The organism is Klebsiella sp. CN_Kp088 (assembly GCF_040064335.1).
Lineage (GTDB): Bacteria > Pseudomonadota > Gammaproteobacteria > Enterobacterales > Enterobacteriaceae > Klebsiella > Klebsiella aerogenes.
The window spans coordinates 64804-89797 of the sequence record NZ_JBEAIQ010000023.1 but is presented as its reverse complement, the minus strand read 5'-3'; the positions used below and the strand labels follow the sequence as shown (position 1 = coordinate 89797).

The following is a 24994-nucleotide window of genomic DNA, read 5'->3' as shown; positions in this document are numbered from 1 at the left end:
CGCCGTTTTGATATACGTCGTCTCTCTACGTTTCTGAAAGTAATAACGTTCGTAATCCCGCCGCTTTATTTTCTATTTCTTGCCACTCCTGCTGCGGGTCAGATCCGCTGACAATACCGGCCCCGGCATACAGCCTCAGAGTGTCGTTTTCGACTTTTGCCGAACGCAGCGCCACGCAAAACTCGCTTTGCGCCAGTGAAAGATAACCTGCGGAGCCGGCATACCATTCGCGGGTGAAAGGCTCATGGCGGCGGATGAACGCCAGCGCCGCCTGGCGCGGCAGCCCCGCCACCGCGGCGGTAGGCTGCAGCTGCAGCAGACAGCGGCTGTCGTCAGGCTCAGCCAGTTCGCACCAGATACAGCGCCGGAGATGCTGCACCTTACGCAGGCGTACGACCTGCGGCGGCAGAACGTCAAGCGTCGGCGACTCGCCCTGCAAACGCTGGCAGATATCCTCCACCACCAGCATATTTTCCCGCTGGTTTTTATCGTCTTTCATTAGCCAATCGGCCAACTGCTGCGCCCGGGCGTCATCGTGATGATTAGCGACGGTGCCCGCCAGCGCTTCGGTGCGCAGCAGCGCGCCGCGTCGCCGCCACAGCCGTTCCGGCGTGGAGCCGAGAAACGCCTGCTGTGGGCTAAAGGCCATCAGGAAGTGAAAACAGTTAAGATTGCTGCGCCGACTGGCCGCCATAATGGCAAACGCCTGCAGCGGCGCGCTAAAGCGTAAATCCGTGACCCGCGCCAGCACAACCTTATCCATTTCGCCGGCGCCGATTACCTGCGTCGCCTGCGTAATCAGCTCGCGCCACTGCGGGTATTCCGGCGCATGCTGCTCGCTTTGCAGCGGCGGCATCGATGCCGCCGTCGCCTGCTCGCTATTTAATGATTGGAGAAACGCCCGCGCGGCGGCCGCGTCGTCTTGCAGCGAGGTCACACTGTGTACCACCAGCCGTAAAGTCGCTTTGCCGCCCAGGCGGCGCCACTCCAGCCGCGGCAGAAACAGATGACCCTGCAGCGGATCGAACGCATTCAGCCCGCTGATGCGCAGATCTTCCCGCCCCTGCGCGCATAAAAAATCATGTGCCGCGGACAAAGAGGCAAAGGTGGTTACTGCCCCCAGCGCCGCCAGCTCTTCATCGCCGTTACGCTGCTGCCAGTAGAATTGCGGCCAGCACGGCTGATGCGCGCACCACAGTAACGGGTCGAAGGCGTCGTTTAACGGGAATGGGATATCAAAAATTCGCGTGCCGGGTGACGGAGGGAAATCTTCAGCCAGGCAGCCCAGCAGGCTTTCCAGCGCGGTGGAAACAGACAGCACGCGAACCTCCACGAAATTAAAAACCCCACATTATAAAGGGTAGCTGCGATAAATAGCAGTACCCATCATGAGGGAGCGAACCTTAACAGGCCCGGCGAACGCCAGCCACTGGATTCGCTACAGGAGGAAAAGTATAGATAATTGATAGCGATACGCTATTACTATTTAGCTTCTTAATGAGTTGTGATGTCACGCGCCATACCGATATGGGCAATACCGTCCTCATCGTATACCTCCGTCACCGGCACAAAACCAAAGCTGGCATAAAATTTCTGCAGATGCGCCTGCGCCCCAAGATAAATCGCCTTCTGCGGCCAGTTCTGCCGGCAGCTGGCCAGCGCCTGCTCTATCAGCTGGTAGCCCAGCTTCTCGCCGCGCACGGACGGGCTAACGATAACCCGACCGATCACCACCGGTTCGAACTCCTCTTCGCTTTTGAGGATCCGCGCGTAGGCCACCAGCTCTCCGTCGCGCCAGCCGAGCAGATGACGGTTCTCACCGACTAAATCATCGCCGTCGATATCCTGATAGACGCAGCGTTGTTCGACGACAAACACCGCGCTGCGCAGCTTCAGCAAGGCGTACAGTTGAGCAACGGTGAGCTCGCTGTGATGTAAATCCTGCCAGGTCATCATTTATGACTCCTTATTGATATACTGATGCTTTACCACTCGCCTGAGGACACTGGACGATGGAATTAACATTTTTGGGGACATCCGCCGGCGTGCCGACCCGTACGCGTAATATGACGTCGATAATACTGAATTTGCAACAACCCACCAGCGCTGAAATGTGGTTGTTTGACTGCGGCGAAGGCACCCAGCATCAGTTTCTCCATACCCCTTACCACCCAGGCAAACTGAATAAAATTTTCATCACTCACCTGCACGGCGATCATCTGTTCGGCCTGCCCGGCCTGTTGTGCAGCCGCTCGATGCAGGGAAATTCGCTGCCGCTGACGGTTTTCGGGCCAAAAGGGATTAAAGAATTTATCGAAACCGCACTGCGCCTGAGCGGCTCGTGGACCGATTATCCGCTCACTATCATCGAAGTCGGCCCCGGCCTGGTCTTCGACGAAGATGGCTATCGGGTCAGCGCGTACCCGCTCAGTCATCCGGTGGAGTGCTACGGCTACCGCATCGAACAGCATGACAAGCCCGGAACGCTCGATGCCGCCCAACTGATTGCCGATGGCGTGCGTCCGGGGCCGCTGTTCCATAAGCTCAAGCTCGGCCAGCGTGTTGAACTGGAAGATGGCCGGGTCATCGACGGTAGCCGCTATCTGGGACCATCGACGCCGGGTAAAACGCTGGCCATTTTTGGCGATACCGCCCCCTGCCGGCAGGCGCTGGAGATGGCGCGCGGCGCGGATGTGATGGTCCACGAAACCACCCTTGAGCAGGCGATGGCGGAGAAAGCCAATAGCCGTGGCCACTCTTCCAGTCAGCAAACCGCGGCGCTTGCCAAAGAAGCGGGGGTTGGCACGCTAATCGCCACCCACTTTAGCTCGCGCTACGATGCCGAAGGCTGCCTGCGTATGCTGGCGGAATGCCGGGAGATTTTCGCCAATACGCTACTGGCGGAGGATTTTATGGTCTATCGGCTGGCGTAAACCGCAGGCATAAAAAAACCGCCGACAAGTCGGCGGTTTTTTTATTTATAGCGCAGATTACATCAGCGGCGTCGCCAGCTGCACGATACTAATCAGCGGCTGCGGCCACACGCCGAGCACCAGCACCAGCAGCGCGGAGATCAGCACTACGATACCACCGGCGCTGTACTGCCAGTTTGACGGCGCATCGCGGTTCAGTTGCTCCGGGGCGCTCAGGTACAAGCTGACGGCAACGCGCAGATAGTAGTAGAGACCAATCGCCGAACCAATCACCACCGCGGCAACCAGCCACCACAGGTGCGCATGCACACCGACGGCCAGCACGTAGAACTTACCGATAAAGCCGAGGGTCATCGGGATACCGGCCAGCGACAGCATCATCACCGTCATTACCGCCGACAGGATCGGACGGTGCCAGAACAGACCGCGGTAGGAGAACAGCGAGTCAGCATCCGGACCGCGGTACGGGCTGGACATCAGGCTGACCACGCCGAACGCGCCGAGGCTGCTGAACAGATAACCGGCCAGATAGACGCCAACGGCTTCCATCGACATTTCGCCGCTCTGCAGGGCGATTAACGCCACCAGCAGATAGCCGAGGTGTGAGATGGAAGAGTAACCGAGCAGACGCTTAATGTTGGTCTGGCTCAGCGCCATCAGGTTACCGAAGATGATAGAGGCGAAGGCGATCAGGCCCAGCACCACACGTACCGCTTCGCTGTCGCCCACCGGCATGTACAGGAACAGACGCATCACCACGCCGAAGATGGCAATCTTGCTGGCGGTCGCCAGGAAGGTGGATACCGGCGCAGGCGCGCCCTGGTATACATCCGGCGTCCACAGGTGGAACGGCACCAGCGACAGTTTAAAGCCAAGACCGACGATCATCAGACCGAGGCCCGCCAGCAGAAGCGGCTCGTGCAGCGCGTTGTCAGCCAGGCTCTTGCCCAGCGCGAGGAAGGACAGGTTACCGGAATTCGCATACACCAGCGCCATACCGAACAGCAGGAAAGACGAGGCTGCCGCGGAGAGGATGGTGTATTTGATGCTCGCTTCCAGCGAACGTTTCTGGCGGAAGGCGTAACCGACCAGGCCGAACAACGGCAGCGAAATCAATTCGATACCGAGGAACAACGAGGCCAGGTGATTGGCGCCGGCCAGCAGAATGCCACCCAGCGCGGCGATCAGCACCAGCAGGTAGAACTCTTCTTTATTGTCCTTGTAACCCTCAAGCCATGGGTAGGCGAAAGTACAGGTCGCGAGGCTCGCCAACAGCACCAGCCCGGTATAGAGCATCGAGTAACCGTCAACGCGGATCAGCGGGGTGACGTCCATCGCCCCGTTCTGACCAACAAACCAGAGCGAGACCAGCGCGGCGTTTAGTCCGAGAACCGACAACGTGGCATTGAGAAAATGATTGCGTCGCCACGCAATGGAGAGCATCACAACCACCACCGTCAAGCCGACGATCAGCAGCGGTAGCAGTGCGATCAGTTGTTGTGGAGTTATTGTCATGGCGAATTACGGCCTTGTAGTAGAAACAGAATTAACAAACCACTGCTGAATGTTGCTCATCGCAGCATGCGAGGTGTCGAGAATCGGCTGCGGGAAGAAGCCCAACAGCACCAGCAGCACCACCAGCAGCAGGATGATAGACAGTTCACGCAGGGACATCCCCGGCAGCTCTTTCGTCGCGATTTCGCTTTTCGCCTTACCGAAGTAGGCGCGATGCAGCATCGACAGCGAGTAAACGGAAGCGAATACCAGACCAAAGGTCGAGATAACGGTAATCACCGGCACCACTTTATAGCTGCCGAACAGAATCATAAATTCGCCGACAAAGTTACCGGTGCCCGGCATCCCCAGGGTGGCGACAGCGAAGAACATCGACATCGCCGGCAGCCATTTAATTTTGCTCCACAAGCCGCCCATCTGGCGCATATCGCGGGTGTGCAGACGTTCGTACAGCTGGCCGCACAGAATGAACAGACCCGCCGCGGACAGACCGTGGGCAATCATCTGAATCACCGCCCCTTGATAAGCCAGCTGGCTACCGGTGTAGATAGCAATCAGCACGAAGCCCATGTGGGAAACGGAGGTGTAAGCAATCAGACGTTTGATATCGGTCTGGGCGAAGGCCATCCACGCGCCGTAGAAGATACCGATCACGCCCAGCCACATGGCGATTGGCGCAAACTCGGCGGAGGCGTTCGGGAACAGCGGCAGCGCAAAGCGCAGCAGACCGTAGGCCGCGGTTTTCAGCAAGATGCCCGCGAGGTCGACGGAACCGGCCGTCGGCGCCTGGGAGTGGGCGTCCGGTAGCCAGCCGTGCAGCGGTACTACCGGCATTTTCACCGCGAAGGCGATGAAGAAGCCGAGCATCAGCATGTATTCCACGCCGTGAGACATCGGAGTTTTCAGCAGCTCTTCATAGTTGAAGGTCCACACGCCGGTGGCGTTGAAGTGGACGAATGCCAGCGCCAGAATGGCGATCAGCATCACCAGACCGCTCGCCTGGGTATAGATGAAGAACTTGGTGGCCGCCGTGATACGCGTTTTACCGTCAGAGGCTTTGTGCCCCCACAGCGCGATCAGGAAGTACATCGGCACCAACATCATTTCCCAGAAGAAGAAGAACAGGAACATGTCGATGGCGAGGAATACCCCGATGACGCCGCCCAGGATCCACATCAGGTTGAGGTGGAAGAAGCCCTGGTACTTTTCGATTTCGCGCCAGGAACAGAGCACCGCCAACACGCCGAGCAGGCCGGTCAGCACCACCATCAGCAGCGACAGACCGTCAATCGCCAGATGGATGCTAATGCCGAAACGTGGGATCCACGGCAGCACGAATTCCGACTGCCACTGCGGAATCCCCGCGGATTGCGTCAGAGAATAGCCGCCCTGCATCCACAGCTGCAGGCCAAGCACCAGCGTCAGTCCCATGGTAATCAGCGCGATCCAGCGCGGCAGTTTCACGCCAAAGCGTTCAGTCTGCCAGCACAGGAAGCCGCCAATAAAGGGGATTAATATTAGCCAGGGTAATAACATGGCGATTTTTATTCCTTGTTAAAGTCCCGTTCAGGACCGATTTTCAACGAATTCGACTACATTCACGTTTGAGGGCGATTTGTTGTGTCGGGTGGCGATTCGCTTACCCGACCTACGGTTTCGTAGGCCCGGTAAGCAAAGCGCCACCGGGCAAAACCGCGCGCTCAAATCAACGCAGTACCATCAGCAGAGCCAGCACCACCACCGCGCCAATGCTCATTGAAGCCACATACCAGCGCAGATAGCCGTTCTCGCTCACCAGCAGACCTTTGCCTGCGAAGCGGGACAGAATCGCCGGGATATTCATCAACGAGTTCAGCGGATCGCTCTTCAGCAGCCAGGCAATGCCGAGGAATGGTTTGACGAACACTTTGTCGTATAACCAGTCGAAGCCCCAGGCATGGAACCACCAGGTGCCGAAGAAGCGGCCAGGCGCGCTGTTGGCGATGGAAGTCACCAGCGTACGTTTGCCCAGCCACAGCCATGCGGCGATCAGGATGCCGGCGATAGCGATAATCCCGGAGGTCATTTCCAGCGTCATCACGCTACCGTGAGCGAGCTCAGTGGTCTGTGGCAGTACGCCTTCCAGCGGCGGCACAATCAGCGCGCCAACGAAGGTGGACAGAATCAGCAGCACAATCAGCGGCAGATGGTGGGTAATCCCCTTCCCTGCATGCGCGTGAATTTGCTCTTTACCGTGGAACACGATGAAAATCATACGGAAGGTATACAGCGAGGTCATAAAGGCGCCGACCAGGCCCGCTACCATCAGATTGATATGACCGTTGGCCATCGCGCCAGCCAGAATCTCATCCTTACTGAAGAAGCCTGCGGTGATAAGCGGCAGAGCGGACAGCGCCGCGCCCCCCACCAGGAAGCAGACATAAACCAGCGGAATGGATTTGCGCAGGCCGCCCATCTTGAAGATGTTCTGTTCATGATGGCAGGCGAGGATCACCGAACCGGACGACAGGAACAGCAGCGCTTTAAAGAACGCGTGCGTCATCAGGTGGAAGATCGCTGCGTCCCATGCCTGCACGCCCAGCGCGAGGAACATGTAGCCAATCTGGCTCATGGTCGAGTAAGCCAGCACACGTTTGATGTCGGTCTGCACCAGCGCGGCGAAGCCCGCCAGCACCAGCGTGATTGCGCCAACGATACCGACCAGATGCAGCACTTCCGGCGTCATCAGGAACAGGCCGTGGGTACGGGCAATCAGGTACACGCCCGCGGTCACCATGGTAGCCGCGTGGATCAGCGCAGAGACCGGCGTTGGGCCCGCCATCGCATCGGCAAGCCACGTTTGCAGCGGCAACTGAGCGGATTTACCGACCGCGCCGCCGAGCAGCATCAGCGTCGCCCACTGCAGCGTGGTGCTGCCGTTTGCGAAGTGCTGCGGCGCCAGCTCAACCATTTCACGGAAGTTCAGGGTGCCCAATTCGTTATAAAGAATGAACAGCGCGAAGGCGAGGAACACGTCGCCGACGCGGGTGACCACGAACGCTTTCATCGCCGCGGCGTTGTTCTTCGGATCGGTGTAATAGAAGCCGATCAGCAGGTACGAACAGAGACCCACGCCTTCCCAACCCAGGTACATCAACAGCAGGTTATCGGCCAGCACCAGAACGACCATGCTGGCGATAAACAGGTTGGTGTAAGCGAAGAAGCGAGAGTAGCCCTCTTCGCCGCGCATGTACCAGGAGGCAAACATGTGGATCAGGAAGCCGACGCCGGTTACCACGGAGAGCATAGTCAGAGACAGGCCATCCAGCACCAGGTTGAAGCCGATGTTGAAATCACCGACCGACATCCAGTTCCACAGTGGTACGCTGACCGCCTGTTTGCCGTTAGCGAAAAAGTCGACGCCGACGTACGCCGTCACCAGCGCCGCCAGGCCTACCGACCCCATCCCAACGGTGGCGGAAAGATTTTCCGACCAGCGTCCGCGGGAGAAGGCCAGCAGCACAAAGCCAATCAATGGCAGAAGAATGGTTAAGGCAAGCATGTTCATCCACGCAACTCACTTACTGAATCGATGTTCAGGTTCTGGCGGCGACGATGGAGCTGCAGCAGCAGCGCCAGACCGATACTCGCTTCCGCAGCCGCGAGGCTGATGGCGAGGATATACATAATCTGACCATCAGTCTGGCCCCAGTAGCTTCCCGCGACCACGAATGCCAGCGCGGCGGCGTTAATCATGATTTCCAGGCTAATCAGCATAAATAGCAGATTGCGGCGGATCACAAGACCAGTCAGGCCGAGCACAAACAGGATGGCGGCGAGGATCAGTCCATGTGTTAAGGGGATCATGCGTGTTCCTCCGTTTTTCTTTTGTCGCTGTCATTCACGCGGTTGCTCAGCACCTCACCGGCGCGCTCTTCGCGGCCAATGTGGAAGGCGACAACCAGGCCCGCCAGCAGCAGCATGGAGGCCAGCTCCACCGCCAGGACGTACGGCCCAAACAGCGCAATACCCACTTCTTTGGCGTTGATCGCCGCGCCGTCGATACCCTGGTCATTAATGCCCAGGATGGCGTAAACGATAACTACCAGCAGCACCGCGGAAAGGATGGCCGGGCCAATCCAGATCCCCGGCTGCAGCCATTTGCGTTCCTGTTCGATCTCGGTGCCGCCCAGGTTGAGCATCATCACCACGAACACGAACAGCACCATAATGGCCCCGGCGTAAACGATGATTTCCAGCGCACCGGCGAAGTAAGCGCCCAGCGAGAAAAACACCCCGGCAATCGCTAACAGCGAAATGATCAGGTACAACAACGCGTGCACCGGATTGGTGTGGGTGACGACCCGCAAGGTTGCGAGGATGGCTATCAGGCCACAGATATAAAAAGCGAATTCCATTGCCCCTCTCCTTACGGTAACAGGCTCTTGACGTCGATTGGCTTAGCTTCGTTTTCCGCTTCGCCCTTATCTTTGCCGTCGATTGCCATACCCGCCATCCGGTAGAAGTTATATTCCGGGTATTTGCCCGGACCGGAAATCAGCAGATCCTCTTTTTCGTACACCAGATCCTGACGTTTGTATTCGCCCAGTTCGAAGTCCGGGGTCAACTGAATCGCCGTGGTCGGGCACGCTTCTTCGCACAGGCCGCAGAAAATGCAGCGTGAGAAGTTGATGCGGAAGAACTCCGGGTACCAGCGGCCGTCTTTGGTCTCTGCTTTCTGCAGAGAAATACAGCCAACCGGGCAGGCTACCGCACACAGGTTACAGGCAACGCAGCGCTCTTCACCGTCCGGATCGCGCGTCAGCACGATACGGCCACGATAGCGCGGCGGCAGATATACCGGCTCTTCCGGGTACATCTGAGTTTCACGTTTGGCGAAGGCGTGCATCCCGATCATGCAAATACTGCGGACCTGGGTGCCGAACCCTACCAATAATTCTTTTAAGGTCATGTTCAATTCACCCCTTATTGCGCCTGCCAGAGAATGACAGCCGCCGTTACCAACAAGTTGACCAGCGTTAACGGCAGGCATACCTTCCAGCCAAAGGACATTACCTGGTCATAACGCGGACGCGGTAATGATGCGCGGATCAAAATGAACATCATCATGAAGAACGCGGTTTTCAGCGCGAACCAGATGAAAGGCGGTAACCACGGGCCATTCCAGCCGCCGAAGAACAGCGTAACGATCAGCGCTGAAACGGTGACAATCCCGATGTATTCACCGACGAAGAACAGACCGAATTTCATACCGGAATATTCAATGTGGTAACCATCGGCCAGTTCCTGCTCCGCTTCCGGCTGGTCAAACGGGTGACGGTGACACACCGCCACGCCGGCGATGGCGAAAGTCACGAAGCCGAAGAACTGCGGGATGACGTTCCACAGATGCGCCTGGTTGTTGACGATATCGGTCATGTTGAATGACCCCGCCTGCGCCACCACGCCCATCAGGGAGAGACCAAGGAACACTTCGTAGCTCAACGTTTGTGCGGAAGCACGCATCGCCCCCAGCAGCGAGTATTTGTTGTTGCTCGACCAACCAGCGAACAGGACCGCGTAAACCGCCAGGCCTGCCATCATCAGGAAGAACAGAATACCGATGTTCAGGTCGGCGACCACCCACGACGGGCTAACCGGCACGATAGCAAAGGCCAGCAGCAGCGAGGTAAAGGCGATAACCGGCGCCAGAGTAAAGATCACGCGATCGGAGAAGCGCGGGATCCAGTCCTCTTTGAAGAACATCTTGATCATGTCGGCGACCAGCTGCAGCGAACCGCCCCAGCCCACGCGGTTAGGTCCGTAGCGGTTCTGGAACAGGCCGAGCAGACGACGCTCGCCGAAGCTCATGAACGCGCCGCAGGTGACGACCACCAGCAGAATGACCACGGCCTTCAGGATGCTTAACAGAATGTCGATAAGATCCGGCGTTAACCAACTCATGCTTGCGCCTCCTGCAGTGAATCAATACGCGCCCCGGCCAGTACCGGCGCGATGCCCGGCATGCCCATCGGTAAGCCAACCTGTCCCGCGGCCAGCCCTTCAGAAATAACCAGCGGCAGACTCAGCGTCTGGCCTTCTACGCTGAAGGAAACCATCGCCCCGGCGTTGACGCCAAGCTTTGCGGCATCCGCCGGGTTCAGCTTGATGTACGGCTCAGGCATCCGGTTCTGGAACACCGGAGAGCGCTGAGACAGCTCATCGCTGCCAAACAGGTGGTAGTAAGGCGCGATACGCCATTTGCCCTCTTCCGCGTGGAAGCTGGCCGGAACCGCCGTGAAGTACTCCAGCCCGCTGGCGGAAGCTTCAATCAGACGCACGCCCGGATCGCCGTGGCGCAGTTTACCGCCCACTTCATCCTGGAATTTGTTCCATGCCTGCGGGGAGTTCCAGCCCGGCGCCCAGGCGAACGGGATCTGCGAACGCGGCGCGGACGGCTGGTTGTTCCCTTCCATTGAGAAGGCGAACATGGTGTCTTTATCCTGCGGCTGACGCGGTTCGTGCACGCTGATATTGGCGCGCATCGCCGTGCGGCCGCTGTAGCGGTGCGGTTCACGCGCCAGCTTCTGGCCGCGAATGCGGAAGGTCGCATCCGGCGCGGCATCTTTAATGCCCGCCAGCTGCGGCAGGGCGGCAATCGCCGCATCAATGACGTGGTCCAGCTGCGTCCAGTCAACCTGACGGTTGTTGACGGTGCTGTGCAGCGAATGCAGCCAGCGCCAGCTTTCCAGCATCACGGTTTTCGCGTCGTAGTAAGCCGGGTCGTAAACCTGGAAGAAGCGCTGGGCGCGGCCTTCGTTGTTCACCACGGTACCGTCGCTTTCCGCAAAGCTTGCCGCGGAGAGCACCAGGTGCGCTTTGTCCATAATCGCGGTGCGCTGATGGTCAACCACCATCACCAACGGCGCTTTCGCAAGCGCAGCGTCGACGCGCGCGGCGGAAGCATGACGGTGCAGGTCGTTTTCCAGCACGATAACCGCATCTGCGGCACCGCTTTCCAGTTCGTCCAGCGCCTCTTCAAGTGAGCCGCCGCCGATCATGCCCAGGCCAACGCTGTTCACCGCGCGGGCGACCATAGTCACGCCAACATCGGCGCCGCGGCCTTTCAACGCTTTCGCCACGTTGGCGGCAGCCTGAATGATTTCCATGCTGCCGGCGTTAGTGCCGGAGATAATCAGCGGTTTTTTCGCCCCAGCCAGCGCCTGAACGATCACATCAACTTTACCCTGCAGGTCATGGCTCAGGCCATCAACCGCCGGCGCGCTGTCATCCAGCGCATGGGCGATAGCAAAGCCCAGACGCGCCTGATCTTCCACCGGCGCGCGATAGGTCCACGCCGCGATGTCATCGAGGCGAGTGTCGTCGATATTAGTGACGAATAACGGATGCTTGGCGCGCTGTCCGATGTTGAGAATCGCCGCAATCTGCCAGTCGGCCACTTTCTGCGCCGCCGCCATTTCGCGTGCTTTCCCTTTCACCGCCTGGCGTACCGCCAGGGCAACGCGCGCACCGGTCTGGGTAATATCTTCGCCCAGCACCAGCACCGCATCGTAGGATTCGATATCGCGCAGCGTCGGGGTATGGATCCCGCCTTCACGCAGCACTTTGAGCATCATCTGCAGGCGCGCTTGTTCGCCTTTAGCGATGCCTGTATAGAAGTTTTCGCTACCGACCAGCTCACGCAGCGCGAAGTTGCTTTCAATGCTGGCGCGCGGAGAACCGATACCAATGACTTTCTTCGACTGACGCAGGATATCCGCCGCCCCCTGCATCGCCTGTTCGGCGTTGAGGGCGATCAGATCGTCGCCGCGGCGCTGAACCGGCTGACGCGGACGATCTTTGAGGTTTACGTAGCCATAGCCGAAACGACCGCGGTCGCAGAGGAAGTAGCGGTTAACGGTGCCGTTATAACGGTTTTCGATACGACGCAGCTCGCCATAGCGTTCGCCAGGGCTGATGTTACAGCCAATGGAACACTGCTGGCAGATGCTCGGCGCAAACTGCATGTCCCACTTACGGTTGTAACGCTCGGAGTGCGTTTTATCGGTGAAGACGCCGGTCGGGCAGACTTCAACCAGGTTACCGGAGAATTCGCTTTCCAGCGTGCCATCTTCCGGGCGGCCGAAGTAGACGTTGTCATGAGCGCCATAAACGCCCAGATCGGTGCCGTCGGCATAATCTTTATAGTAGCGAACGCAGCGGTAGCAGGCGATGCAGCGGTTCATTTCGTGAGAAATAAATGGCCCCAAATCCTGGTTGCGGTGGGTACGCTTGGTGAAACGATAGCGGCGGAAGCTATGACCGGTCATGACCGTCATATCCTGCAGGTGGCAGTTGCCCCCCTCCTCGCAGACCGGGCAGTCGTGCGGGTGGTTGGTCATCAGCCACTCCACCACGCTTTCGCGGAACTGCTTCGCTTCGCCGTCGTCAATAGAAATAAAGGTACCGTCAGATGCCGGAGTCATACAGGACATCACCAGGCGACCACGCGTGTCTTCCGCGTTCTGATATTGCTTCACCGCACACTGGCGGCAAGCACCGACGCTCCCTAGCGCCGGGTGCCAGCAAAAGTATGGAATATCAAGACCAAGAGAGAGACAAGCCTCTAGCAGGTTGTCCGCTCCGTTGACCTCGTATTCTTTGCCGTCTACATGAATCGTAGCCATTTGCGTGCTTCCAAAAATAAAAAACCTTTAGATTACCAGCGCGTCTTAAGCAGGTTCGGCTGAATACCGTTAATTGCATGGGTATTGCTGAACTGCTGCTTAATGCCAGCCTCGAATTCTTCGCGGAAATATTTGATAGCGCTCTGCAGCGGTTCAACCGCGCCCGGCGCGTGCGCGCAGAAGGTTTTACCCGGCCCGAGGAATCGACACAGTTGCTCAAGAGTTTCGATATCGCCAGGCTGGCCTTCGCCGCGCTCCAGGGCGCGCAGGATCTTCACGCTCCACGGCAGGCCGTCGCGGCAAGGCGTACACCAGCCGCAGGATTCGCGGGCAAAAAATTCTTCGAGGTTGCGCACCAGCGGAACCATGCCGATCTCGTGGTCGACGGCCATCGCCAGCGCGGTGCCCAGACGGCTACCTGCTTTACCAATGCTTTCAAACTCCATCGGCAAATCGAGGTGCGCTTCGGTCAGGAAGTCGGTACCGGCGCCGCCCGGCTGCCAGGCTTTAAACTTCAGGCCATCGCGCATGCCGCCGGCGTAATCTTCGAGGATCTCGCGCGCGGTGGTGCCGAACGGCAGTTCCCAGACGCCCGGATTCTTCACGCGCCCGGAGAAGCCCATCAGCTTGGTGCCGGCATCTTTGCTGGTTGAAATATTCTGGTACCACTCCACGCCGTTGGCGAGGATGGCAGGGACGTTGCACAGGGTTTCAACGTTGTTGACGCAGGTCGGTTTGCCCCATACGCCGGAGCTCGCCGGGAACGGCGGCTTGGAGCGCGGGTTAGCGCGACGGCCTTCCAGCGAGTTGATAAGCGCCGTCTCTTCACCGCAGATATAGCGCCCTGCCCCGGTGTGCACGAACAGCTCGAAGTCAAAACCGGTACCGAGGATGTTTTTCCCCAACAGGCCCGCTTCGGTAGCTTCGGCAATCGCACGACGCAGATGCTGCGCCGCTTCGATATATTCGCCGCGCAGGAAGATGTAACCACGGTAGGCCTTCAGCGCAAAGGCGGAGATCAGCATGCCTTCCACCAGCAGGTGCGGCAGCTGTTCCATCAGCAGACGGTCTTTATAGGTACCCGGTTCCATTTCATCGGCATTACACAGCAGGTAACGGATGTTCATGGACTCGTCTTTCGGCATCAGGCTCCACTTCAGACCGGTGGAAAAGCCCGCGCCGCCGCGCCCTTTCAGGCCGGCGTCTTTTACCGCATTGACGATTTCATCAGGCGCCATGCCGCTTAAGGCCTTGCGCGCCCCTTCATAACCGTTTTTGCTGCGATACTCGTCCAGCCACACCGGCTGCTTGTCATCGCGCAGACGCCAGGTTAATGGATGCGTTTCGGCAGTACGAATAATGGTTTTCATTTATACCGCTCCAGGAGGTCAGGAATCGCTTCCGGCGTCAGATAACTGTGCGTGTCGTCATCAATCATCATGGTCGGCCCCTTGTCGCAGTTGCCAAGGCAACAGGTCGGCAGCAGCGTGAAGCGGCCATCAAAGGTGGTTTGACCCGGTTTGATGTCCAGCTTTTTCTCGATAGCCGACTGGATCCCCTGGAAACCGGTGATATGGCACACCACGCTGTCGCAGTAGCGGATCACGTGACGGCCAACCGGCTGGCGGAAGATCTGGCTGTAGAATGTCGCCACACCTTCGACATCGCTTGCCGGGATCCCCAGCACATCGGCGATCGCGTAGATCGCGCCATCCGGCACCCAGCCGCGCTGTTTTTGAACAATTTTCAGCGCTTCGATGGACGCCGCACGCGGGTCTTCGTAGTGGTGCTTTTCGTGCTCAATAGCCTCACGCTCTGCCGCACTCAGCTCAAAAGCCTCGGTTTGTGGTTGTTGATTCTCGTGCATAATTAGCGGTCCACGTCTGACATAACAAAATCGATACTACCCAGATAGACGATAAGGTCGGATACCAGGCTGCCGCGGATCGCCGCCGGGATCTGCTGCAGGTGCGCATAGCTCGGGGTACGAATACGGGTACGGTAGCTCATGGTGCTGCCGTCGCTGGTCAGGTAGTAACTGTTAATCCCCTTAGTCGCTTCAACCATCTGGAAGGATTCGTTGGCCGGCATCACCGGGCCCCAGGAAACCTGCAGGAAGTGCGTAATCAGGGTCTCAATGTGCTGCAGCGTGCGCTCTTTCGGCGGCGGCGTAGTCAGCGGGTGATCCGCTTTGAACGGGCCTTCCGGCATATTATCGAGGCACTGCTGGAGAATGCGCAGGCTCTGGCGCAGCTCTTCCACTTTCAGCATCACGCGGGTGTAGCAGTCGGAAACGCCGCCGCCGGTCGGGATTTCAAAGTCGAAGTTTTCGTAGCCAGAATAAGGACGCCATTTACGCACGTCGAAGCCAATACCGGTCGCGCGCAGACCTGCGCCAGTGGTGCCCCACTCCAGCGCTTCTTTTGCGGTGTAGGCGGCAACGCCTTTGGAACGGCCAATCAGAATGGTGTTGCGCAGCGCGGCTTTCTCATAAGAATCCAGGCGCTTCGGCATCCACTCAAGGAATTCACGCAGCAGGCGATCCCAGCCGCGCGGCAGGTCGTGGGCGACGCCGCCGATGCGGAACCATGCCGGGTGCATACGGAAACCGGTGATCGCTTCGACCAGATCGTAGATTTTCTGACGGTCGGTAAAGGCGAAGAAGACCGGGGTCATCGCGCCGACGTCCTGAATAAAGGTCGAGATATACAGCAGGTGGCTGTTGATGCGGAACAGTTCGGACAGCATCACGCGGATCACGTTCACGCGATCCGGCACGGTGATCCCGGCCAGTTTTTCCACCGCCAGCACGTACGGCATCTCATTGACGCAGCCGCCGAGGTATTCGATACGGTCGGTGTACGGGATGTAGCTGTGCCAGGACTGGCGTTCGCCCATCTTCTCCGCGCCGCGGTGGTGGTAGCCGATGTCCGGCACGCAGTCGACGATCTCTTCGCCATCCAACTGCAGAATAATACGGAATGCGCCGTGAGCGGACGGGTGGTTCGGGCCGAGGTTGAGGAACATAAAGTCCTCGTTTTCGGTGCCGCGCTTCATACCCCACTCTTCCGGCTTGAAGGTTAACGCTTCCATTTCCAGATCCTGCTTGGCTTTGGTCAGCTCAAACGGATCGAATTCGGTGGCGCGCGCCGGATAATCTTTACGCAGCGGGTGGCCTTCCCAGGTCGGCGGCATCATGATGCGGCGCAGATTAGGGTGACCGTCGAAGGTTACGCCAAACATTTCCCAGGTTTCACGCTCATACCAGTTGGCGTTAGGGAACAGTTTGGTGAAGGTCGGCAGATGCAGATCGTTTTCAGACAACGCCACCTTGAGCATGATATCGCGGTTGCGGTCTACTGAGATCAGGTGGTAGAAAACGGAAAAATCCGCGGCTGGCAAGCCATCGCGGTGCGTACGTAAACGTTCGTCCATGCCGTGCAGGTCAAACAGCATCACGTAAGGTTTTGGCAATCTCTTCAGGAAATCACCCACCTCGAGCAGCTGTTCGCGCTTCACCCACACCACCGGAACGCCGGTACGGGTAGGCTGAACGGTAAAGGCATCCGGCCCAAAACGGTTGCGCAGTTCGCCGATCACCGGGTCATCAAGGTGATCGCGGGTTTGCCAGGCTGGTGCGGCGTCATGCGCGGTTAAATCAGTCATATTGTTCACCATTGCAAAAGGTCCGTGGTGACTGCCGGGCGAGGCTTCGCTGCTTTTGTAGATTGATTTGCGAAGTCTGGTTCCCGCCCGCAGGCGCAAGTTAAATCTCGTCCGGAGTCCGCAGATTGGTCACCGCAATTCGTTCGCCGCGTTTACGCTCGCGCTCGGATTGCATATTGGCGCGATAGACGCCCTGATCGCCAACCACCCATGAGAGAGGACGGCGCTCTTTACCAATGGATTCCTGCAGCAGCATCAGCGCCTGCATATAAGCTTCCGGACGCGGCGGACAGCCCGGGATGTAAACATCCACCGGAATAAACTTGTCCACGCCCTGAACGACGGAGTAGATATCGTACATCCCGCCGGAGTTAGCGCATGCGCCCATAGAGATAACCCACTTCGGCTCCAGCATCTGATCGTACAGGCGCTGAATAACCGGGGCCATTTTGGTGAAGCAGGTACCGGCGACCACCATCAGGTCGGCCTGACGCGGAGAGGCACGCAGTACTTCCGCGCCAAAACGCGCAACGTCATGCACCGCAGTGAATGACGTCACCATTTCTACATAGCAGCAAGACAGGCCGAAGTTGTACGGCCAAATCGAGTTCTTACGGCCCCAGTTCACCATGTCATGCAGCGCGTGTTCGAGTTTCCCCATATACACGCTTTTATTGACTTCTTGCTCCAGGGGGTCAGTTACGATCTCCTGTTTTTGCAGGGGGTAACGGTCGTTCTCACCGTTAGGATCTATGCGGGTGAGCGTATAATCCATCTTATTGCCTCGCTTTTACTGCATATGACGGTTAGTGGGACTGTCTGTTTCCGGGTTAACCAGCGTGCGACGGGAACGCGCAGGCGTCCAGTCCAGTGCGCCGATGCGAACGAGGTAAACCAGACCAGCCAGTAGCACTAAAATGAAAATTGCGGCTTCCACAAAGCCAACCCAGCCGCTTTCGCGAATGGATGTTGACCATGCGTAGAGATACAGGGCTTCCACGTCGAAGATAACGAAGAACATGGCGACCAGATAAAACTTCGCAGAAAGACGTAAGCGGGCCGAACCAACGGAGTCGATCCCCGATTCAAACGGCGTGTTTTTGCTACGCGCGCGCGCGCGACCGCCGAGGTACCAGCCGCCGACGAGCATCAGGCAGCACAGACCGATAGCGATGATGAGAAATATAGCGAATGCCCAATGATGAGCGATGACTTCAGTGGATGTTGACATACGCATTGCTTAACCAAAAAAGTGTAGCGCCAAAACCCTCTGCTCTTGATGGCAGATGAACGCCACAGCGTTTCACGGGAGGAATAAAAAAATGACCTTGCAAAAAAAGCGTCCCTGGTTGATGAGGAAGCCCAAATGCCGTGGCTTTTTACCCCTTTCTTTAACCTTTTGTCAACTTTAACAAAAGTTTTAACTACATTAATTTACATTGGAATATTTTCATTAACATTAAATGCCCTTTGTTGCGTAATAACCTTGCATATCATTCGGATTTAGTGTTGTTGAATCGTGTCCGTTTTAGATGTAAATCAATTTCGCCAATCTATTTTGACAGGATTTGGCCGCGATTCCTCCCCCCAAGTAGGGGTATTTTCTTGATCTGTGACACGCTTTTGTTAATTACATCTGGAAAACGGCAACAATCCGTCCGGTTTTTTAACATTAGCAGGAAGTATTGAAACTGCAGCTAAAAACGGGGAAACAATAGCCGCTTTCAAGCTAACTGATTGATTCATAGATCAATAAATTATTAAACTGCTTAAAATCCTTGTAAAATATAAAAAAAAAGAGCCTCTGACCTCATTTTGTCGATCGGCGGCTCTTTTTTACACTTACATTTTGTTACCGGATTATTGTGATCGATATATGATAATTCGGCTTTATGAAACCAGAGAACTGTCTCCCCCTTCCGGGGTATACAGCGTTTCCGTGTTCCACGGATTATGGTCCTGGCTCAGCGACTGAAAAATCGCCTGCGCCAGTTCGTTTTCCCGCTGCGGATTGCAGCTCAGCACATAGTGGGTATCAGGCAAGCCCGGTAGGCCATCGCTTTTACCCGGTACCCGTAACTCCGGACTCATCATTTCTACCGGACGTGCGGTGACGCCAAGGCCCGCTTTCACCGCCGCTTTCACCCCGGCTAAAGAACTGGCGGCATGCGCCAAATGCCAGGGAACCTGCGCGGCATTCAGCGCGGAGATGATATCTTCGCGAAACGGCCCGGACTCTTCGAGCAGCACCAGCGGAACGGATTCACCCTGCGCCAGTACGTAATCCGCGGCGCAGTACCACAGCGTCGGCGAGGTACGCAGCGTCAGGACGTCAAATTCGCCGGTTTGATGCGTCGTTAATGCCAGGTCGATCTCGCCGCTGCCCAACTTCGCGACGATATCGGCGTAGCTCAGGACCTTTATTTCCAGCGTCAGTTTGGGATAGAAGCTGCCGATTCGGTTGAGCAGGTAAGGCAGGATGGTATCCGCCGTTTCATCGGAAGCGCCGATAGTCAGCGTCCCCTGCAGGCTGCCAAACATCAGCGACATGCAGGCCTCATCATTAAAGCGCAGTATTTTGCGCGCGTAGCTGAGCAGTTGGATCCCCTGCTCGGTCAGTAATTTATTGCGCCCATGACGGGCGAAAAGCTCTTTGCCTACCAGTTGCTCCAGGCGCTGCATCTGCTGACTGACGGCGGACTGGGTACGACATACCGCGGCAGCGGCCGCCGCGAAGGTGCTCAGATCGGCGACGGCGACGAAGGTCCGCAGCAGATCGAGATCGAGATTCAGTATCGGACGATTTGCATTTATCATATTTCTTCACTTACAGGCGTAATGCTGGCCTGCCTTGTTGATGCTGTATCCAGGTTTCCGGCTATTCCATGAGCCTCGTGCCGAGCGGACAAATTCCGCGGAGGACAACTGGAAGAACGTCATTGCATGTGAAAGCACTCGTTCGCGACAAATGTGCGAAAAATTTGAGTAATATTTTGTTCGTAGCTCTACGCATTTTTAATTACTGAGACTTCGGTTATGTGATGAATCTCAAACAAAGTCTGCAATAACAGATGTCGTTACGCCAGGAAGCCCGACACGCATAACAACGCCTGCTGAACACAAACAAAAAAGCCTGCAATAACAATATATTAATAAAATCACGCCGTTAAACAGAGGTTTACACGTCGATATTAACTGTCTTATCCTAACCGAAAACCACAATATTTATAAGCGCTAATCAGTATTATCTAAGGTAATTTTAAACTTTTTTGCAGCACTATAATTAAATTAACAAAAGCCGAAATAATCCATGCAACCAAATATACCTGATTCATTCATTGGCATGTTTTATTAAAAAAAATTAACATAGTTGCTACAGTCGCCATCGCCCTCTTTTTTATTAGCATAGTGTCTTTTAGCGGTTAAAATTCCGGCAAATCGCTTTTTCCTTCAGCAACAAACCGGATAAACATCCATGTAATCACCTAATACGCGCAACATAAAACCATTCAAAAACCCATACCAGGCACATTATATAAAGAATAACGCCATTACACAGATAAATTCATTACTCTAAAAAACTACTATTAGCAAAATCTTCTCCTGTTAACCCTTCAAAACAGCGGGGATGCGGAGTACATTGTTCCGTGCTGACTTCCACGGCAGGGAGTGGCGATAACAGCTAAAAGGTCAAAGGTTCATGTCCCCTATCGAAAAATCCAGCAAGTTAGAGAATGTCTGTTACGACATCCGCGGTCCGGTTCTCAAAGAAGCAAAACGCCTTGAAGAAGAAGGCAACAAAGTACTCAAGCTGAATATCGGCAACCCGGCGCCGTTCGGCTTCGATGCGCCTGACGAAATCCTCGTCGACGTTATCCGCAATCTGCCGACCGCCCAGGGCTACAGCGACTCAAAAGGTCTCTATTCCGCCCGTAAAGCGATTATGCAGCACTACCAGGCGCGCGGGATGCGCGATGTTACCGTGGAAGATATCTATATCGGTAACGGCGTGTCCGAGCTGATCGTCCAGGCCATGCAGGCGCTGCTCAACAGCGGCGACGAAATGCTGGTTCCGGCTCCGGACTACCCGCTGTGGACCGCTGCGGTCTCCCTTTCCAGCGGCAAAGCGGTGCACTATCTGTGCGACGAATCCTCAGACTGGTTCCCGGATCTCGACGATATCCGCGCCAAAATTACGCCACGCACCCGCGGGATCGTCATCATTAACCCGAATAACCCGACGGGCGCCGTTTATTCCAAAGAACTGTTGCAGGAGATCGTCGAGATCGCCCGTCAGCACAACCTGATTATTTTCGCCGACGAAATCTACGACAAGATCCTGTACGACGATGCCGAACACCATTCGATCGCCGCGCTGGCGCCGGATATGCTGACCGTCACCTTTAACGGACTGTCGAAGACCTATCGTGTCGCCGGTTTCCGCCAGGGCTGGATGGTGCTTAACGGGCCGAAAAAGCACGCCAAAGGCTATATCGAAGGGCTGGAAATGCTGGCCTCGATGCGCCTGTGCGCCAACGTCCCGGCGCAACACGCAATCCAAACCGCGCTGGGCGGCTATCAGAGCATTAGCGAATTTATCATTCCGGGCGGGCGTTTGTATGAGCAGCGCAACCGCGCCTGGGAGTTAATCAACGAGATCCCGGGCGTTTCCTGCGTCAAGCCGAAAGGCGCGCTGTATATGTTCCCGAAAATCGACGCCAAACGCTTTAATATCCACGATGACCAGAAAATGGTGCTCGATTTCCTGCTGCAGGAGAAAGTGCTGTTGGTTCAGGGTACCGCCTTTAACTGGCCGTGGCCGGATCATGTGCGTATCGTCACCCTGCCGCGTGAAGATGACCTGGAAATGGCGATTTCTCGCTTTGGCCGTTTCCTCTCCGGCTATCATCAGCTTTAATCGCGCCGCCGCCGGTATTTGCATCCGGCGGCGATCCCTGCGCACAATGGAACCTGATGTTGTCACCGCTTAAGGGTTCCTATGAGTCAGAGTCATTTCTTTGCCCACCTCTCCCGCCTGAAACTAATTAACCGCTGGCCTTTGATGCGCAACGTGCGTACCGAAAACGTCTCCGAGCACAGTTTGCAGGTGGCGATGGTCGCCCATGCGCTGGCGGCAATTAAGAACCGCAAGTTTGGCGGCCAGGTCAACGCCGAACGTATTGCCCTGCTGGCGATGTATCACGATGCCTCCGAGGTCCTCACCGGCGATCTGCCCACGCCGGTGAAATACTTCAATTCGCAGATTGCCCAGGAATATAAGGCGATTGAGAAAATCGCTCAGCAAAAACTGGTCGATATGGTTCCCGATGAGCTGCGCGATATCTTTGAGCCCCTGATTGATGAGCACCATTACAGTGAAGAAGAGCAGTCGATTGTGAAGCAGGCCGACGCTCTTTGCGCCTATCTGAAATGTCTTGAAGAGCTTTCCGCCGGCAATAACGAATTCCTGCTGGCTAAAGGTCGGCTGGAAAAAACGCTGGAGTCGCGCCGTAGCCCGGAGATGGATTACTTTATGCAGGTATTTGTCCCGAGCTTCCAGCTGTCGCTCGATGAAATCAGCCAGGATTCACCGCTTTAATTTTCAGGCCGGGCATCCCCTGCCCGGCCTGAATGAATTAAAACGGAAAGAGTACCGGGATCAGCAGCACGCAGACCACCATCACCAGTACGGTGAAGGGCACACCGATTTTGACAAAATCACTAAACGAATATTTACCGGGTCCGAGCACCAGCGTGTTAACCGGTGAAGAGACCGGGGTCATGAAAGCCGCCGAAGCCGCCATCGCCACTACCATGGCAAAAGGATATGGCGAGACTCCCATCGATTTCGCCGCCGCCAGAGCAATCGGCGCCATCAGCACCGCCGTCGCGGTGTTAGAGATAAACAGACCAATCGCCGCGCACATCACAAACAGGCAACCCAGCATCAAATAGGGGCCTTTACTCCCGGCGACGTCCATTAACCCCTGCACCACCAAATCCACGCCGCCGGTTTTCTGCAATGCCAGGGCGAACGGCATCATCCCCACAATCAAAATGATGCTCGGCCAGTGAATCGCCTTATAGGCGCTCTCGGCGTTGATGCAGCGAAATTTGCCCATCAACAGGCAGGCGATGATGGCAGCGATAGGGTTGGGGATTTCATCGGTAAGCATCAGCGCTACCATCAACACCAGGCAGAATATGGCGTGCGGCGCCTGACTGTGCGCTGGCGAAGCATCGTTGACCTCTACCGGCATATTCAGCACCACAAAATCGCGGCCACGTTTCGCCAGCATGGCTATCTGCCGCCAGTTGCCGACCACCAGCATAATATCGCCTAACTGGAGAGGTTCATCGACTACCGCGCCGTCGAGCGCTTTACCATCGCGCTTCAAACCAACGATATTCAGACCAAAACGGGTACGAAAGGCCATCTCGCGCACCGTTTTACCAATAAGCTCTGAATCAGGGATTAACGAGACTTCAGCCATGCCGACGTCAAGCGCCTGATCGGCAAAGTATTCACCGCGCAGCACCATCGGTTCGAGCATCTGCTCGCCACAAAACTGTCGCAAATCGACGTCGGAGGCTGACATATCGATCAGCAACACGTCACGGGCGCGAAACTCCGATACCCCGTTAACGTTGACAATCACCCGGCGAAAACGCCGCCAGCGTTCGACGCCGATAACGTTGGCGCAGTAGCGTTCACGCAGCTTTAAATCATCAAGCCGCTGGCCGATCATCGGCGAGCCCGGACGAATCGCCAGCCGGCGCGCCCTGCCGGTAAGGCGGTACTCTTTGATTAAATCACGAAAGGTGCTTTTCTTGCGCACATCGCGAGCGGCGCTGTCATCTTCGCTCTTCAGCATAAAGCGCATCACCAGCATATAGACGATACCCAGCACCAGCACCACCAGGCCAATCGGGGTCACGCTGAAGAAGCTGAATCCATGCAACCCTTCGCGCAGCAGTTCACTGTTGACCACCAGGTTCGGCGGCGTCGCCACCAGGGTCATCATGCCGCTAATCAGCCCGGCGAAGCTCAGCGGCATCATCAGCCGCGATGGCGAGGTATTCATACGCAGCGAAACGCTGAGCACCACCGGAATAAATATCGCCACGACGCCGGTTGAGCTCATAAACGCGCCCAGCCCGGCAACGGTGAGCATCAGGTAGACCAGCATTTTGGTTTCGCTATTACCGGCAACCTTGACCAACCAGGAGCCCATTTTAGTCGCCACGCCGGTGCGCACCAGGCCATCGCCAATGATAAATAACGCAGCAATGAGAATGACGTTCGGATCGCTAAAGCCGGAGAAGGCTTCGCTGAGGGTTAACGTACCGCTAAGCACAAACGCCACAATGATCATCAGCGCGATGGCATCCATGCGCACCTTGCCGGTTGCAAACAAGACAACCGCGATGGCCAGTAGCGATAACACCCAAATCAATTCACCGTTCACAACTTATCCTTGTCTGAAGAGGGAGCCGAAATTGTGGCACAAAAAAGCCCCGGCGACGCGGGGCTAAGTCATGAGATTATGCTTTAAGATTCACCTGAACATTGCCGTCCGCCTGCCGTTCAATGCGCAAACTTTCGAGAGTCGTCAGCACCAGATCGGCTTCATCAAGACGCGGCGCATCCGCCGGAACGTTGACGGCGATGGTGCGGCATCCGGCAGCCAGCCCGGAAAGCAGCCCCGCCGGCGCATCTTCAACCACCGCGCACTGTTGCGCCGGTATCCCCAGCAGTTCAGCGCCGAGCAGATAAGCATCCGGCGCCGGTTTCCCCTTCTTCACCTGTTCGGCGGTGACAAACACTTTCGGCATCGGCAGGCCTGCCGCGCGGTGGCGGGCGTGAGCGACCGGAATCGACCCCGAGGTCACAATAGCCCAGGGGATACCGGCTTCATTGAGCGTATTCAACAAGTTTAACGCGCCCGGCAGTGCGACAATGCCGTCGATATCGGTGGCTTCAATCTGCTCAAGGAAGCGGAACTCGGCCTGAATATCCTCTTCGCTGCGCCCCGGCATAAAATGGCGAATCGAAGTGATGGCCTGTTTACCGTGAATGAAACCGAGAATTTCATCATGCGGAATGCCGAAACGATCGCCCCATTTACACCATGAACGCTCAACAACCGGTAAAGAATCCACCAGCGTCCCGTCGAGATCGAACAGGAAACCTTTACACTGCACGGGCACCTC

Annotated in this window: 21 protein-coding genes; 3 read left to right on the top strand and 18 right to left on the bottom strand. The window is 56.6% G+C overall.

Annotated features, from left to right (window positions below):
* Positions 1-25: 25 nt before the first annotated feature.
* Both menF and ABLV08_RS13715 read right to left on the bottom strand, forming a co-directional pair.
* Positions 26-1321 (bottom strand): isochorismate synthase MenF, encoded by a 1296-nt coding sequence (gene menF / locus ABLV08_RS13720; protein ID WP_032715033.1) that lies wholly within the window; start codon positions 1319-1321, stop codon positions 26-28.
* 173 nt (positions 1322-1494) lie between these two features.
* Positions 1495-1956, bottom strand: a complete 462-nt coding sequence (locus ABLV08_RS13715; RefSeq protein WP_116299835.1) for a GNAT family N-acetyltransferase — start codon at positions 1954-1956, stop codon at positions 1495-1497.
* 56 nt (positions 1957-2012) lie between these two features.
* On the opposite strand from ABLV08_RS13715, the gene rnz reads away from it, so the two are divergent.
* Complete coding sequence (gene rnz / locus ABLV08_RS13710) at positions 2013-2933, top strand: ribonuclease Z (protein WP_116299834.1); 921 nt, start codon at positions 2013-2015, stop codon at positions 2931-2933.
* A 57-nt stretch (positions 2934-2990) separates the two neighbouring features.
* Here rnz and nuoN read toward each other — a convergent pair whose 3' ends face one another.
* From nuoN to ABLV08_RS13640, 14 genes are all read right to left on the bottom strand, one after another.
* Complete coding sequence (nuoN, locus tag ABLV08_RS13705) at positions 2991-4448, bottom strand: NADH-quinone oxidoreductase subunit NuoN (RefSeq protein WP_015365594.1); 1458 nt, start codon at positions 4446-4448, stop codon at positions 2991-2993.
* A 6-nt stretch (positions 4449-4454) separates the two neighbouring features.
* A complete protein-coding gene (nuoM, locus tag ABLV08_RS13700) occupies positions 4455-5984 on the bottom strand; it encodes an NADH-quinone oxidoreductase subunit M (protein WP_015365593.1) in 1530 nt (509 codons plus the stop codon).
* Positions 5985-6153: 169 nt separating this feature from the next.
* Positions 6154-7995 (bottom strand): NADH-quinone oxidoreductase subunit L, encoded by a 1842-nt coding sequence (nuoL, locus tag ABLV08_RS13695; RefSeq protein WP_015706160.1) that lies wholly within the window; start codon positions 7993-7995, stop codon positions 6154-6156.
* Positions 7992-8294: an NADH-quinone oxidoreductase subunit NuoK gene (gene nuoK / locus ABLV08_RS13690; protein ID WP_004865088.1), complete on the bottom strand. Its 303-nt coding sequence runs from the start codon at positions 8292-8294 to the stop codon at positions 7992-7994. The genes nuoL and nuoK overlap by 4 nt, the downstream gene beginning before the upstream one ends.
* The gene (gene nuoJ / locus ABLV08_RS13685) at positions 8291-8845 is read right to left on the bottom strand and encodes an NADH-quinone oxidoreductase subunit J (protein ID WP_015365591.1); all 555 of its coding nucleotides are present in this window, start codon (positions 8843-8845) and stop codon (positions 8291-8293) included. Before nuoJ ends, nuoK begins: the two co-directional genes overlap by 4 nt.
* Positions 8846-8856: 11 nt before the next feature.
* Entirely contained in the window at positions 8857-9399 is a 543-nt protein-coding gene (nuoI, locus tag ABLV08_RS13680) for an NADH-quinone oxidoreductase subunit NuoI (RefSeq protein WP_015365590.1), read from the bottom strand.
* Between the two features lie 14 nt (positions 9400-9413).
* Entirely contained in the window at positions 9414-10391 is a 978-nt protein-coding gene (gene nuoH / locus ABLV08_RS13675) for an NADH-quinone oxidoreductase subunit NuoH (protein WP_015365589.1), read from the bottom strand.
* Positions 10388-13114, bottom strand: a complete 2727-nt coding sequence (nuoG, locus tag ABLV08_RS13670; protein WP_047056540.1) for an NADH-quinone oxidoreductase subunit NuoG — start codon at positions 13112-13114, stop codon at positions 10388-10390. Before nuoG ends, nuoH begins: the two co-directional genes overlap by 4 nt.
* A gap of 32 nt (positions 13115-13146) precedes the next feature.
* On the bottom strand, positions 13147-14484 hold the full coding sequence (gene nuoF, locus ABLV08_RS13665) for an NADH-quinone oxidoreductase subunit NuoF (RefSeq protein WP_015365587.1): 1338 nt from the start codon (positions 14482-14484) through the stop codon (positions 13147-13149).
* Positions 14481-14981 (bottom strand): NADH-quinone oxidoreductase subunit NuoE, encoded by a 501-nt coding sequence (gene nuoE, locus ABLV08_RS13660; RefSeq protein ID WP_015365586.1) that lies wholly within the window; start codon positions 14979-14981, stop codon positions 14481-14483. Before nuoE ends, nuoF begins: the two co-directional genes overlap by 4 nt.
* A gap of 2 nt (positions 14982-14983) precedes the next feature.
* The gene (gene nuoC / locus ABLV08_RS13655) at positions 14984-16792 is read right to left on the bottom strand and encodes an NADH-quinone oxidoreductase subunit C/D (protein WP_015365585.1); all 1809 of its coding nucleotides are present in this window, start codon (positions 16790-16792) and stop codon (positions 14984-14986) included.
* An 88-nt stretch (positions 16793-16880) separates the two neighbouring features.
* Complete coding sequence (nuoB, locus tag ABLV08_RS13650) at positions 16881-17555, bottom strand: NADH-quinone oxidoreductase subunit NuoB (protein WP_002913178.1); 675 nt, start codon at positions 17553-17555, stop codon at positions 16881-16883.
* Between the two features lie 15 nt (positions 17556-17570).
* Complete coding sequence (gene nuoA, locus ABLV08_RS13645; protein ID WP_002913181.1) at positions 17571-18017, bottom strand: NADH-quinone oxidoreductase subunit NuoA; 447 nt, start codon at positions 18015-18017, stop codon at positions 17571-17573.
* A gap of 653 nt (positions 18018-18670) precedes the next feature.
* On the bottom strand, positions 18671-19597 hold the full coding sequence (locus tag ABLV08_RS13640; RefSeq protein ID WP_032715037.1) for a LysR family transcriptional regulator: 927 nt from the start codon (positions 19595-19597) through the stop codon (positions 18671-18673).
* An 883-nt stretch (positions 19598-20480) separates the two neighbouring features.
* Between ABLV08_RS13640 and alaA the strand changes: the two genes are divergently transcribed.
* Together alaA and yfbR are read left to right on the top strand one after the other, a co-directional pair.
* Positions 20481-21698 (top strand): alanine transaminase AlaA, encoded by a 1218-nt coding sequence (gene alaA / locus ABLV08_RS13635; RefSeq protein ID WP_015365583.1) that lies wholly within the window; start codon positions 20481-20483, stop codon positions 21696-21698.
* An 81-nt stretch (positions 21699-21779) separates the two neighbouring features.
* Complete coding sequence (gene yfbR, locus ABLV08_RS13630; RefSeq protein WP_032712094.1) at positions 21780-22379, top strand: 5'-deoxynucleotidase; 600 nt, start codon at positions 21780-21782, stop codon at positions 22377-22379.
* 37 nt (positions 22380-22416) lie between these two features.
* On the opposite strand, the gene ABLV08_RS13625 is transcribed toward yfbR, so the two are convergent.
* Together ABLV08_RS13625 and ABLV08_RS13620 are read right to left on the bottom strand one after the other, a co-directional pair.
* The gene (locus tag ABLV08_RS13625) at positions 22417-24249 is read right to left on the bottom strand and encodes an SLC13 family permease (protein ID WP_015365581.1); all 1833 of its coding nucleotides are present in this window, start codon (positions 24247-24249) and stop codon (positions 22417-22419) included.
* A 76-nt stretch (positions 24250-24325) separates the two neighbouring features.
* Positions 24326-24985, bottom strand: a complete 660-nt coding sequence (locus ABLV08_RS13620; RefSeq protein ID WP_015706163.1) for a sugar phosphatase — start codon at positions 24983-24985, stop codon at positions 24326-24328.
* Between the last annotated feature and the right edge of the window lie 9 nt (positions 24986-24994).

Bases quoted from the DNA above. Each gene is read 5' to 3' on its own strand.
- ABLV08_RS13715 (WP_116299835.1), bottom strand. From the start codon at position 1,956: ATGATGACCTGGCAGGATTTACATCACAGCGAGCTCACCGTTGCTCAA.
- rnz (WP_116299834.1), top strand. From the start codon at position 2,013: ATGGAATTAACATTTTTGGGGACATCCGCCGGCGTGCCGACCCGTACG.
- nuoN (WP_015365594.1), bottom strand. From the start codon at position 4,448: ATGACAATAACTCCACAACAACTGATCGCACTGCTACCGCTGCTGATC.
- nuoM (WP_015365593.1), bottom strand. From the start codon at position 5,984: ATGTTATTACCCTGGCTAATATTAATCCCCTTTATTGGCGGCTTCCTG.
- nuoL (WP_015706160.1), bottom strand. From the start codon at position 7,995: ATGAACATGCTTGCCTTAACCATTCTTCTGCCATTGATTGGCTTTGTG.
- nuoK (WP_004865088.1), bottom strand. From the start codon at position 8,294: ATGATCCCCTTAACACATGGACTGATCCTCGCCGCCATCCTGTTTGTG.
- nuoJ (WP_015365591.1), bottom strand. From the start codon at position 8,845: ATGGAATTCGCTTTTTATATCTGTGGCCTGATAGCCATCCTCGCAACC.
- nuoI (WP_015365590.1), bottom strand. From the start codon at position 9,399: ATGACCTTAAAAGAATTATTGGTAGGGTTCGGCACCCAGGTCCGCAGT.
- nuoH (WP_015365589.1), bottom strand. From the start codon at position 10,391: ATGAGTTGGTTAACGCCGGATCTTATCGACATTCTGTTAAGCATCCTG.
- nuoG (WP_047056540.1), bottom strand. From the start codon at position 13,114: ATGGCTACGATTCATGTAGACGGCAAAGAATACGAGGTCAACGGAGCG.
- nuoF (WP_015365587.1), bottom strand. From the start codon at position 14,484: ATGAAAACCATTATTCGTACTGCCGAAACGCATCCATTAACCTGGCGT.
- nuoE (WP_015365586.1), bottom strand. From the start codon at position 14,981: ATGCACGAGAATCAACAACCACAAACCGAGGCTTTTGAGCTGAGTGCG.
- nuoC (WP_015365585.1), bottom strand. From the start codon at position 16,792: ATGGTGAACAATATGACTGATTTAACCGCGCATGACGCCGCACCAGCC.
- nuoB (WP_002913178.1), bottom strand. From the start codon at position 17,555: ATGGATTATACGCTCACCCGCATAGATCCTAACGGTGAGAACGACCGT.
- nuoA (WP_002913181.1), bottom strand. From the start codon at position 18,017: ATGCGTATGTCAACATCCACTGAAGTCATCGCTCATCATTGGGCATTC.
- ABLV08_RS13640 (WP_032715037.1), bottom strand. From the start codon at position 19,597: ATGATAAATGCAAATCGTCCGATACTGAATCTCGATCTCGATCTGCTG.
- alaA (WP_015365583.1), top strand. From the start codon at position 20,481: ATGTCCCCTATCGAAAAATCCAGCAAGTTAGAGAATGTCTGTTACGAC.
- yfbR (WP_032712094.1), top strand. From the start codon at position 21,780: ATGAGTCAGAGTCATTTCTTTGCCCACCTCTCCCGCCTGAAACTAATT.